Origin of the sequence: Lewinella sp., assembly GCF_050633125.1 — a bacterium.
Lineage (GTDB): Bacteria > Bacteroidota > Bacteroidia > Chitinophagales > Saprospiraceae > Lewinella.
Genome location: NZ_JBOEFX010000001.1, coordinates 73,521 through 85,684, shown reverse-complemented (window position 1 = coordinate 85,684; position 12,164 = coordinate 73,521). Strand labels below are relative to the sequence as shown.

Annotated in this window: 10 protein-coding genes; 6 read left to right on the top strand and 4 right to left on the bottom strand. The window is 45.5% G+C overall.

The window, feature by feature from the left end; translation table 11 throughout:
• Positions 1-2 precede the first annotated feature (2 nt).
• Complete coding sequence (locus ACRBG0_RS00320) at positions 3-617, bottom strand: hypothetical protein (protein WP_431484942.1); 615 nt, start codon at positions 615-617, stop codon at positions 3-5.
• Positions 618-687: 70 nt separating this feature from the next.
• Positions 688-1,218, bottom strand: coding sequence for an RNA polymerase sigma factor (locus ACRBG0_RS00315; RefSeq protein WP_431484941.1), 531 nt, complete (start codon positions 1,216-1,218; stop codon positions 688-690).
• Between the two features lie 220 nt (positions 1,219-1,438).
• On the opposite strand from ACRBG0_RS00315, the gene ACRBG0_RS00310 reads away from it, so the two are divergent.
• Positions 1,439-2,788, top strand: a complete 1,350-nt coding sequence (locus ACRBG0_RS00310; protein ID WP_431484940.1) for a sugar porter family MFS transporter — start codon at positions 1,439-1,441, stop codon at positions 2,786-2,788.
• Between the two features lie 161 nt (positions 2,789-2,949).
• Positions 2,950-4,548, top strand: coding sequence for a glycoside hydrolase family 32 protein (locus tag ACRBG0_RS00305; protein WP_431484939.1), 1,599 nt, complete (start codon positions 2,950-2,952; stop codon positions 4,546-4,548).
• A 207-nt stretch (positions 4,549-4,755) separates the two neighbouring features.
• Here ACRBG0_RS00305 and ACRBG0_RS00300 read toward each other — a convergent pair whose 3' ends face one another.
• Positions 4,756-6,033, bottom strand: coding sequence for a T9SS type A sorting domain-containing protein (locus ACRBG0_RS00300; RefSeq protein ID WP_431484938.1), 1,278 nt, complete (start codon positions 6,031-6,033; stop codon positions 4,756-4,758).
• A 102-nt stretch (positions 6,034-6,135) separates the two neighbouring features.
• Here ACRBG0_RS00300 and yihA point away from each other — a divergent pair, with 102 nt between their 5' ends.
• The 3 genes from yihA (at position 6,136) to ACRBG0_RS00285 (ending at position 9,585) form a co-directional block, all read left to right on the top strand.
• Positions 6,136-6,819 carry a ribosome biogenesis GTP-binding protein YihA/YsxC gene (gene yihA / locus ACRBG0_RS00295; RefSeq protein WP_431484937.1) on the top strand — a complete coding sequence of 228 codons (684 nt, stop codon included), beginning with the start codon at positions 6,136-6,138 and terminating at the stop codon, positions 6,817-6,819.
• Positions 6,816-8,561 carry a 1-acyl-sn-glycerol-3-phosphate acyltransferase gene (locus ACRBG0_RS00290; protein ID WP_431484936.1) on the top strand — a complete coding sequence of 582 codons (1,746 nt, stop codon included), beginning with the start codon at positions 6,816-6,818 and terminating at the stop codon, positions 8,559-8,561. The genes yihA and ACRBG0_RS00290 overlap by 4 nt, the downstream gene beginning before the upstream one ends.
• Before the next feature lie 121 nt (positions 8,562-8,682).
• On the top strand, positions 8,683-9,585 hold the full coding sequence (locus tag ACRBG0_RS00285; protein ID WP_431484935.1) for an aminotransferase class IV: 903 nt from the start codon (positions 8,683-8,685) through the stop codon (positions 9,583-9,585).
• Here the strand turns inward: ACRBG0_RS00285 and ACRBG0_RS00280 are convergent.
• Positions 9,582-10,904 (bottom strand): serine hydrolase domain-containing protein, encoded by a 1,323-nt coding sequence (locus ACRBG0_RS00280; protein ID WP_431484934.1) that lies wholly within the window; start codon positions 10,902-10,904, stop codon positions 9,582-9,584. The two genes, ACRBG0_RS00285 and ACRBG0_RS00280, sit on opposite strands and share 4 nt — an antisense overlap.
• Before the next feature lie 145 nt (positions 10,905-11,049).
• On the opposite strand from ACRBG0_RS00280, the gene ACRBG0_RS00275 reads away from it, so the two are divergent.
• Positions 11,050-12,111: an SMP-30/gluconolactonase/LRE family protein gene (locus tag ACRBG0_RS00275; RefSeq protein WP_431484933.1), complete on the top strand. Its 1,062-nt coding sequence runs from the start codon at positions 11,050-11,052 to the stop codon at positions 12,109-12,111.
• The last annotated feature ends 53 nt before the right edge of the window (positions 12,112-12,164 follow it).

Sequence of the window (12,164 nt, the reverse complement as noted above, 5' to 3'; positions counted from 1 at the left end):
AATTAAATTGCTTCAATGATTTGACGGTAAATATCGCTTCTTTCGCGTTCAATATCGGCCATTTGCCGGATCAGTTGAGGATCGCGACCATAGGACTTTAGCATCGCAGTTACATCTTCGTGTGCCGAACTTAGTTCTTCGTATTCAAAACGCAACTTGTTGATAGCAGGATCATTGACCTGCACGAGTTCTTGCTCCAGTTGTGCAAAAACATTTTCATCGGAATTCCAATCAAGCTCTACCTGGAATTGCTGAACCGTTTCTTGTGCGTATTGCAGCTTTACTTTCGGGCCGGGTTCTCGCATGATGCCGTAGCCCGCCATTAACAGCAGTGCCACCGCTGCTGCCCACTGCAATACTTGCCGGCGGCGCACTACACGCAATTGCCGGGTTTGATGATCGGTATCCAATTGGCGAGCCAATTTGTTCCACACGGTAACCGGGGGAGCATAAGCGGGCAAATGCTGTACCGCATCATGGAGCGCCTCTTCCACAGGCGCATGAGGTGTGGCTAACTCCGACTGGATTTGATCCCACAGTCCTGCGGGGGGATCGAAGGAAGGCATTTGATCCAGTGCTTTTTTGAGGCTATCTCTATTCTTTTCGAATTCAGACATGGTTCAAAATAATTGGTATAAAAATACAAAGACCTGATTCTTAGAGCTCGTTTGGGACTTGCTCTTATCTCTACCGGTATTTCTCCAGCGATTTACGTAATTTTTTCTTGGCGTAAAAAAGCTGCGACTTCGACGTTCCTACCGAAATCCCTAGCATTTCTGCAACTTCTTTGTGCGCATACCCCTCTACTTCAATCATCACAAATACAGAGCGGTAGCCTGCTGGCAAAGCCTGAATAGCTTTTTCCAGATAGTCCGCATCGAGATGATGCCCCCAGTCTACAACTTGGTCTTTATGGTGATAATCTTCCAGTGTTTCCATCCTGATTTCCCGTCGCATCCGGGAAAGGGCTGTTCGAACAACAATGGTTTTGATCCATGCTCCAAGGGTTGACTCTCTGCGAAACCCTGCCAAGTGGCGGAAAATCTTCACAAAAGCTTCCTGCAACACATCGTTAGCGAGTTCAAAGTCGGAAGTAATTCGGTAAGCAGCAGTATACATTGCTCGCGAATAACGATCATATAGCTCTTTCTGAGCCAGGCGATCATTATCAAGGCAAGCGTCTATCAGTTCTGATTCCGTCATGGCGGCCGTAGTCATGAGCGAGTATATTTAGAGAAAAAAAACACCCGGGTGTAAAACTCATCGTGGTTATGGGCTAAAGACTTGCACATTCTTGAAACGGTTGTATCTTAGTTAAAATTATTCCAAGTTCTGGTCACGATTTATCGTAAAAAGAGCTCCTGTCCCCAAAGAAGCAAGCTACAAGTATTTGACGGAAATGAATTGATCTATTTCCCCCGTCTACTAACAAAACATAATGAAGAACAACAAAGTTATTTTGTGGTCCATCACCGTGGCCCTGGCAGGATTTTTATTTGGTTTTGATACCATCGTTATCAATGGTGCAGACAAGCCTATTCAGGATTTATGGCAAACTAGTGACTGGTTTCACAGTACCTTTATCATGTCGATGGCGCTGTGGGGCACTGTGATTGGAGCGCTGTTTGGCGGGTTTCCGACCAAACGCTTTGGCCGCAAGAAAACCCTATTTTGGATTGGTATCTTCTATCTCGTTTCTGCCTTAGGTTCATCGATGGCAACAGACCCTTATCTATTTTCCTTCTTCCGTTTTCTTGGTGGCTTGGGCGTAGGTGCTTCTTCGGTAGCAGCTCCTATTTACATTTCTGAAATTGCTCCGCGCGAAAACAGAGGCAAACTGGTAGCCCTTTACCAATTTAATATCGTGTTGGGTATTATGATTGCTTTTCTATCGAATTGGCTCATTGGGAAATACATGATTCCGGCTGTTTCCTGGCGATGGATGCTGGGGGTAGAAGCCTTACCGGCACTGCTCTACAGTTTAGTCGTATTGACCATTGCAGAAAGTCCTCGTTGGCTATTACTGACTAAAGGCGACCGACAAGGTGCAAAGGCGGTGCTTGCTAACATTTTCTCTTCAGAAAAAGAAGTAGAAGAACAATTACAAATCATCGAAGACTCACGAGAGACTGCGGAGCGTAAAGCTGCTGGTGTATCTTTCTTTTCTGCTCGGCATCGCTGGCCGATATTTTTAGCGTTTTTACTCGCTATGTTCAATCAGCTTTCGGGTATCAATTTTGTGTTTTATTATGCTACCCGCATAATGCAAGAAGCAGGCATGACAGCTGAAACTGCTCGCGCCTCTGGCATTTGGCTAGGGCTTATCAACTTCCTCTTTACCTTCGTAGGGCTTTACCTCATCGACCGTATGGGGCGTAAATCACTGATGTATATAGGCTCTATTGGCTATATCGTTTTCCTCTCACTGGTCGCTTATGCCTTTGCTACGGGTGCCACAGGAGGCTGGGTAGTTGTAATGGTCTGTGGTTTCATAGCAGCCCATGCCGTAGGGCAAGGAGCAGTGATCTGGGTGTTTATTTCTGAGATATTCCCCAACCAGGTACGCGATTTCGGCATGGCTTGGGGCTCAGGTACCCACTGGGTATTTGCCGCAACTATTACGATGATTACACTACCGGTTCTAAATGCCTTTTCGGCAGCTACCGTATTTGGCTTCTTTGCCTTTTGTATGGTATTACAACTTCTTTTTGTCCATTTCATGATGCCGGAAACGAAAGGGGTGTCGCTGGAAGAATTGCAGAAGCAGCTGACGGATCACAAGGATTAATGGTGCGGAGGTGCTTTGTGCGAAGTGCGGGGTGTTCGCTGGTGCTCACGGTAGTGCTCACTCGCATTCGCGGTTGGTGCTTACCCGAAAATCGGAATAAACACCAACCGCAAGCGCAGCGAGCACAAAAGAGAAAACAAAAACAACAATCGCTAATTACTATGTACGCCAAAAAACTATTAATCTTACTCATCGCCGTTACGTTTTTTACAACCTGTAAAAGGGAGAAAATAGAAGATGCTAAAACTGGCCCAACTTACCTGGAACAACACCGGCCACAACTCCACTTCTCCCCTCCTACTCATTGGATGAATGACCCAAACGGAATGGTCTTTTTTGACAATGAGTACCATTTGTTCTATCAATATTATCCAGACAGTACAGTATGGGGGCCCATGCATTGGGGGCATGCCGTAAGTAAAGACCTTGCTCACTGGGAACATTTGCCTATAGGAATAGCCCCTGACGAGAAAGGCTACATTTTCTCGGGCAGTGCGGTTGTCGATTGGGACAATACCAGTGGTTTTAGTGACGATGGAGAACCACCACTCGTAGCCATTTTCACCTATCATGACCCCGAGGGAGAGAAGAGTGGTGCTATCGACTTCCAGAGTCAGGCCATTGCCTACAGCAACGACCGAGGGCGCACCTGGACGAAGTACGAAAACAACCCCGTGGTTCCTAACCCTGGGATTCGGGATTTTCGTGACCCCAAGGTCATCTGGGATGCAGATAATCGCCAATGGATAATGGTACTCGCTGCACAGGATCAAGTCATGTTTTATGCTTCAAAAGATTTAAAAAAGTGGAACTACCTCAGTCAATTCGGTAAAAACCGTGGTGCTCATGGTGGCGTGTGGGAATGCCCAGATTTGTTCCCCGTTACCATTAGTGAAACGGGGGGTAGGAAATGGGTTTTACTCGTTAGTATCAACCCTGGTGGGCCCAATGGTGGATCTGCTACTCAATATTTCATTGGTGAATTTGATGGGCAACGTTTCCGTTTAGATCAAGAGTTTGGTGCTGAAATGGCGCGCCAGGCTCGAAAAGACACCAGTCGTGTTGCCGCTTGTTGGGTAGATTACGGTCGCGACAACTATGCTGGAGTAACATGGTCAGATATTCCACAAGAAGATGGCCGTCGGATATTCATGGGTTGGATGAGTAATTGGGACTACGCACAAGTAGTGCCCACACAGCTATGGCGAAGTGCAATGACCTTGCCTCGCCAATTTCAAGTTAAAGCGACAGCGATGGGGCCGCGTTTAGCACAATTTTTCCCACAGGAGCTACAAAGCATTCGAGGAGAAAAAAAGGAAATCACGATCAATACAAGTCCCGGAACAACACACGATCTAGGAGTTGATCCACAGAAACTGGAAATTATCCTTGAGGTAGCTACCGACGCTACTGGTAGTTTTGGATTTGAGTTACTCAACACCAAAGGGGAAGTTTATCGAATAGGTTACAACGCTGATATGCAAGCCTATTTCAGTGATCGTACCAAAGCAGGTAATCATGATTTTTCAGAAAAATTTGCCCAAGAAATACACTACGCGCCTAAGCAACTGGAGGGTGTCTTGATTACGATGCACCTCGTTTTAGACGTAAGTTCGGCCGAGCTCATTGCCGATGATGGGCTGACGGCTATCACGGATATCTTTTTTCCGACGGAAGATTTCACGACCATTCGTTTTTTCACTGACGAAGGCGTAGCGGTGCAGCGGTTGGACGTTTATCCTTTGGAGGGGGTTTGGTAGTTCTCTGTCAAACATGGAATTCTCACCATATAGACACATAGTTTTTTTTAAAAAAAAACTAAAATTGTCGACTCCAAACAAGGGCTAGATGTGGCTGTTGATCTACCGTCCAATTGATACCCGCAGTGGCCTTGCTTTGCCAAGGCCGCTGCGGGTAAAGGACATCGTTTGTATAAATACATTTATGCATTTACACATTTGGTCGCGCTACTTAATGATCACCTTCTGTATCGTACTGGCTCGGGTAGCATAGTCCTCTACATGAAGCCAATAGATACCAGCGGGTAACTGCCCCACCATTAATTCGGTGGTATTCTGGCGTTGTGTCACCCTTTGGCCCATGCTATTGAAAAGGCTCAAATTGAGTAGCAGTCCTTCTGGGTTAGTCACCTGGATACGATCAGTAGCAGGATTTGGGAAATTACGGATACCACCTAATACTTCCGGCTGGTCATTGGTACCAACAAGTTGCTCACACATAATGTCCTGCAAAAATTCTGTTGTAAAATCTATCGTAGCCGTGTATTCTTCAGGAGTACCAAAATAGCTAACGTGATCAAAGCTATTCTCGATGGTCAATAGACGGTTGGGGATATCAAGGCTATCTCCCTTTAGCTGAAGTTGAAGGCTTCCCTCTAAATACACGATTTGCACTCCTAACAAACTCGCAAAACCAGTGTTGTAAGGAACAACGATATCCATATCGTCATGAACGCTCGCAAAAGGAGGATCATTTTCATCCATCCAGGAAGCGTCGTTCAATGCACCAGATAAGCTGATATAGCCCTGCACTTCATTCGAGTACTCTGTATTATCACTAGAGTTCCCTGTGAATCCACCATTGGCTTCGATAAGTGCCAGTAGATCTGCATCAATATCGTCTGTTTCGTCCAATACAGCAGTATGTGCCGCAGCAATACCACCAGCAGACACACCACCTATAAATACCATATCAGGATCAACCCGAAAGGTGTTGCTCGTAGCGGCATCTTCCCGCATATAGCGGATCGCAGCTTTGAAATCAGAGATTGATCGTACCACTACATCCCGCATTTCATCAGAAGTAGGGAATGGAATCAATGGAAGATCGTACAAACGGTAATCAATACTCACGGCTACAAAGCCCCGTCGGGCATAAGACTCACAAAGTCCGGCCAAGTCTTCTCGCTCGCCGGAGATAAAGCTCCCGCCAAAGGCAAGGATAATTACCGGGCGAATCGCCTGCTCGTCACCAACAGGCTCGTAAACATCCAGAAAAAGCTCCTGGGTATTCCCTGCAATGGTCGTACCAGAACCGTACGACAAGCCTAAGGTGGATTGTACTTCGGTAAAGACATCTGTGCGATAGCGAATATCATCACAACCAGGGTAAGCTTGGGCATTGGCAAAGCTTATTGCACCCAAAACGAGTAGTGGTATAAATAAAAACCTGATCGATTGTGGGCTAAAAATCGACCACGCAAAATTTGGTAAAAATGGTTTCATCCTATTTCTGTATTTATATGTATTTGAAAAATCTGCTAAAGTTAAGCGTTTCGCCTTATCTCATTTGTCAACCAACAGTGTTATTGTTTTTTTGTTTATAACATGGAATTCCTATGTGCCTTTAATCGACGCTTTACACTTGCGGGGAAATTGCTTATGTTTGTCTTTAGCATAAAAGAAAAAATGGTCATTCACGAAATAGAATTTAAGGGAAGTTTTCCGGAGCAACGCCAAGCACCACAAGATGGGAAGCCTGAGTTTGCTTTCATAGGACGGTCAAACGTAGGAAAATCATCACTTATCAATATGCTTACTGAGCGTAAAGATTTGGCGCGAATTTCCAATGTCCCCGGAAAAACACAGCATCTGAATTATTACCTCATCAATGATAGTTGGTACCTGGTGGACTTACCCGGTTACGGCTACGCCAGGGTGTCCAAGAAGCTGCGTAAGCAGTGGCGCCTAATGATGGATTTTTATTTTAAGAAAAGGTTGAGCGTACAATGTGTTTTTGTCTTATTGGATGGTAATATTGGGCCCCAAAAAGTAGACATTGACTTCATCAACTGGCTTGGGGAAATTGGCGTACCTTTTATCATTGTTTATACCAAAACTGACCGTACCAAGCCCCACGAACTGGAGGCGAATATCGAGGCTATCACTGCTGCCTTGTTAGAATTCTGGGAAGAGCTCCCTCCGGGGATTCCTTCAAGTGCTAATACACGAGTAGGTCGGGAAGAAATTCTAAAAATCATTGAAGAAACGCTAGATCGCATTGAGCCATGAGAAAGCGTAGTAACACCATCCTACCTCCCGTCATCGATGACATTGAAGACTGGCCGATCTACCGACTCAGTGAAGATCGCCGTGCCTTTGTTCAAGAAATTGAGAAATATACCCTTGAAAGGCTAATGGGCCAATCCCCTTCCAAGACCAGGGACCTCATCTCAAAAACTATTTATACGGAGCGCATCCGGATCAAAGAAGAGCCGTGGAAAGTTGACCCTCCAAAAGAAAAGCAATTTTGGCGGCGGCTAAGTCACCGGCATGTCCGCTTGGCAATGGACCACAAACCTGAGGAAGTTGATCAAATCAATCGTGAACACCTGCATCAGATTATTCTTCGCTATGCCGAAGAAATTGTGGGAACTTTCAGGATTAAAACGTTCCTTTTTGCCCGCCGCTTTTTAACCTTCTTTTTTACGCGTCTGCTCAATACCGCAGCATTGCGTTCTGTGCGGGGATTGTGGGGTCGGAAACACCGGCTCACCGAAAAACTCGCCGTAGAGGGTGAAGTAGAAAAAGTACGCAAGCTTTTTAAGCAAGGTACTGTTGTTGTTGTACCTACCCACTTTAGTAACCTCGACTCCATTCTGATCGGGTATGCCATGGACACCTACATGGGTTTGCCTTCGTTCAGTTACGGCGCTGGTCTCAATCTATACAATACTGGTTATACAGCTTATTTCATGAATCGCCTCGGTGCTTACCGGGTAGATCGCCGCAAAAAAAATGGCATCTACCTGGAGACCCTCAAGGCGATGAGTATGCTATCAATCAAACGAGGAATCAATAGTTTGTTCTTCCCTGGTGGCACTCGTTCCCGATCAGGCAAACTGGAAGACAAACTAAAACTAGGGCTACTGGGGACTACTGTGGAAGCGCAAAGGGCTATTTTCCAGGAAGGCCGAGATGAAAAAGTCTTTATTGTCCCATTGGTTTTGGGTTACCATTTTGTCCTGGAGGCAGAGTTCCTTATCGAGCAACACCTCCGCCAGATTGGTAAAGAACAATACCTCAAAACCAAAGACAACTCTTACAGCCCGTTTCGGGTACTCCAGTTTGCCTGGAAAGTATTCTCCAAAGGAAACAATATTACCTTGTCTTTTGGGCAGCCGATGGATGTTTTGGGCAACCCAGTTGATGAACAAGGCAATAGCTATGACCAGCACGGTCGCAAAGTGGATGTCTCAGAATATTTCCTGAATGCCAAGGGAGAAGTCAATGAAGACTTACAACGTGAAGCAGAGTATACTAGTTTGCTAGGTGATCGCATTGTTGACCGTTATCACAAGGATAATATCGTATTGACCAGCCATCTCGTTGCTTTTGCTGCCTTCCGATTGCTAGAGCACCAAAACCCGCAACTAGACCTTTACGGCATACTGCGCTTACCTGCGGAAGAGTTTGTATTCCCCAAAGCAGCTCTCGGAGATGTCATTAATCAGTTACGCAACCGTTTACTGGTAATGGAACGACTCGAAGAAGTGAAACTTTCGCCAGATATTCACGAAGCAGTAGATTTCATTTTGCAGGATGGTATCAAACACTTGGGAAATTTCCATGTTTCCAACCCTCTTTATTACGACAAGAAAGAACGTATCGTTAGTGCCAGTTTTAAGGTTCTCTACTTCTACCACAACCGGCTAGACAACTACGAATTAGAGCGTTATATTGACTGGAAAAACATCGGCGAAGAAGCGCTCCTTCTAGAAGAAGAATTGTACAATCAGGAAGGGAGGTTTTAGGGAGGGTGCGGGGTGCGTTTTTTTGTGCGGGGTGCGAAAACACTCCCACTTCCAGCTTTAAATGCGGGGATAGTTACCATATCCATTAATTTTAAGAATCCACTGTAACAAGTAATAAAAAATGCTTCAACAACTCAATCCAAAGAACGAAAATCTTATCGTCTATGTAGACGGAACTTTGGTACACCGTGATGATGCCAAAGTAAGTGTTTTCGATAGTGTTGTTCAGGGAGGTGATGCCGTATGGGAAGGCATAAGGGTTTATGATGGCAGAATTTTCCACTTAGAGCAGCATCTTGAGCGACTACAACTTTCGGCTCATGCCTTGGACTTCAAGGCTATTCCCGATAATGATTTTATTACGGATGCAATTTTCCAGACCCTAAAGGCCAATCAGATGCGTGATGGCGTGCATATCCGGCTTACGCTCACCCGAGGCCGGAAGATCACCTCTGGGATGGACCCTCGTCTCAATCAATATGGTTGCACTCTGATTGTTCTGGCAGAATTTAAGCCACCTGTATATCCTCCATCTATTAAGTTGGCGACTAGCTCGACGCGGCGGAATTCTCCCATGCATCTCGACAGTAAAATTCACCACAATAACCTATTGAATAACATTCTGGCCAAAATAGAGGCCAACTATGCCGGCGCTGATGCTGGCCTAATGCTGGATACTGATGGCTACATAGCTGAAGCCAATGGTGTGAATGTTTTTTGCATACACCGCGGAGTAGTCTATACCCCTCATGCAGACTATTGTCTTCCTGGTATTACTCGAAGAACCATCCTTAGGCTCTGCAAAGAGAATAATATTCCACATGCTGAAAAACGGCTTTCCCTTACTGAGTTTTATACCGCCGACGAAGTGTTCACCACCGGTACAATGGGGGAATTAACCCGCGTAGAAAGTATTGATGGCCGGAACATCATTAACCGTTCAGGAGAACAGCTACTGGAAAAAATATCCGCTCATTTCCGGGCGTTGACCGAAGTAGAAGGTGTGAAAATTCCAGCCTTTTAGTTAGGAGGCAGCGCTGCCAAAACCTCGTCAATAAACTTACCTAAGGGAAAAGTTTTGTCCTCGTTCATTCCCAAACGTACCATTACAACCTTGCGGGAAGGAATGATAACAATCCGTTGATCCTGGTATCCTCGAAACATAAAAAGATCGCTGGGCACATCACTCAGCTCTTCGGGATCTGGCAACCATATTTGAGCGCCATAAACGCCCTCAGAACCAGCAGCGACTTCTCGTGAAAAGTCTACCCAACCCGCTGGCAGTACAGGATAGCCATCCCATTGGCCGTCTTGTAAATACAGTTGCCCAAAACGTGCCCAATCACGAGCCGTAGCCCAGCCATAGCTAGAGCCAACGAAAGTACCAGATTGGTCGCTTTCCATTTGCGCAGAATGCATGCCTATCGTATTAAAAAGGCTGTCCTGCACCAAATTGTGATAGGCTTGATCATTTCCCAATGTTTGACGAATAAGATCACTCAGCAAGTTGGTCGTACCAGACGAATATACCCAGTTGGTATTTGGTGTAAATGCGGCTGGCTTGGCACGGCTATATGCAGCCATATCAGGCTGAGTATACAACATTTTTGTAGCATCAGATACACCGCCGTAAGCTTCATTCCATTCCAAACCACTGTTCATATGTAATAAATCTGCCAAGGTAATGTTGGCACGCTCATCTTCTTCCCATTCAGGAAAAAGGTGATCCTGCTGCAAACTCAACTGTCCATTTTTCACTAACACCCCCACCAGTGCATTGGTAATACTTTTCGTCATGGACCAACCCAACAGGCGTGTATCTTTGGTAAAACCCGGAGCGTACTTTTCGTGAATCAGATGTCCATCGTGTAGTATGACCAGGCCACGAGTACCTCCACCAGGTAGGGACAGAAAAGCATTCTGTACGGCTTGTTCCAAGGCTTCCTTATTTAGTCCTTTGGGCAGTGTATCGTAAGTAGGCAAAGGCGTCACGATAGCAGCCATTGGAGAAGCAGAGACCTCCGTTGGCATCGGCTGATTTTCGTCAACGATCAATACACACCCTCTTCCTTCAATAAACTGTGCTCGCTGAGAAATCAAGCCAAAGAAAGAAGCCTTAATGGTTTTCTTTTCTTGATTATGAGACAATTTCACCAACGGTAATGCAGAATAATTCAGATCTTCAGCCTTGATGTTTTCCAAATCTCGGCCTTGTATGTAATGACAAGAACAGGCCATCTTAGCCGCATAACCCGCGCCTACCTTTAGTAAAGGGTGAGCATACCAATATCCACCTACTAAAAGGATGACAACAACTATCAAGAACCATTTAAGATACTGCATAAAGGAGTGAAATTTAAGGAAGCCATAAAGATAAAGGAATCTATCTTTCTTCCTCGATGAGTGGTTAACTTATTGGTTGTATCTTAATCCCTATCATTCTACCTTACAAAAAACCCACCAGCGGACAAAACACAACATTTTAATAATGAGACTATTAAGAAAAACCATCTCAAGTATCTCTATAGCGTTGTTCCTTTATCTCCTTTTCTGGCCTACATCTCTTGAACCAGAAATATGGACAACTCCACCCAACCCGGGTTACACTGGAGACTTTGCCGCTAATACATTACTCCAAGCGGTAGAAGTGCGCCACTTGAGTTGCCCGGAATGTGAAGACATCGCTATTGATTCCAGCGGCAGGGTATACGGTGCAGCAGTCGATGGCAGGCTATTGATGTACGATAGCCCCAAAGCCGACCCGGTGGAGTTGGTTAATACTGGTGGCCGGCCACTGGGCTTAGACTTTGACCAAGCTGGCAACCTCTATATTGCTGATGCCCGTAAGGGGCTGCTTCGTTATTCAACAGACGGGCAACTCGAGGAGTTAGTCAACAGTTATGATGGAAAACCATTTGGTTTTACCGATGACTTGGAAGTAGGCCCTGATGGAAAAGTATATTTTTCAGATGCCTCTGATCGTTGGGCCATTGAGTCTTACAAATTAGATATACTTGAACACCTTCCTGTGGGGAAACTATACGTATACGATCCCGCCACCAAAGAAGTAGACCTGCTACTGGATAAGCTCTATTTTGCAAATGGCATAGCACTGGCGGCAGACACTTCCTTTGTGCTCGTCAATGAAACTAGCAGTTACCGCACCTTGCGTTATTATTTAAAGGGAGAAAAAACAGGAACAGTAGATACTTTCATACAAGCACTGCCTGCCTTTCCCGATGGAATTAGCCGTGGGAGCGATGGCATTTTCTGGCTGGCTATGATCAGCCCCCGTAATCCGCTCATTGATGATTTATCGGAGTGGCCTTTCTTACGTAAGGTCATCGCACGTTTACCTGATTGGCTACAACCAGCTCCTGCTACTCATGCTGGTGTATTAGGCATCAATAGCCAAGGCGAAGTGGTCTATAACATACAAGACCCCGATGGCAAGTTTTCCCAGATCAGCAGTGTCCAGGAATGGAACGGCCATTTGTTTTTTGGCAGCCTGGGAAGAGAAGGGATTGGGTATTTGGAGAGTTATAAATAATACGCTGTTCATTTATTTCATTGCAAATCCAAGGTGATCTATTGCAAACCCCA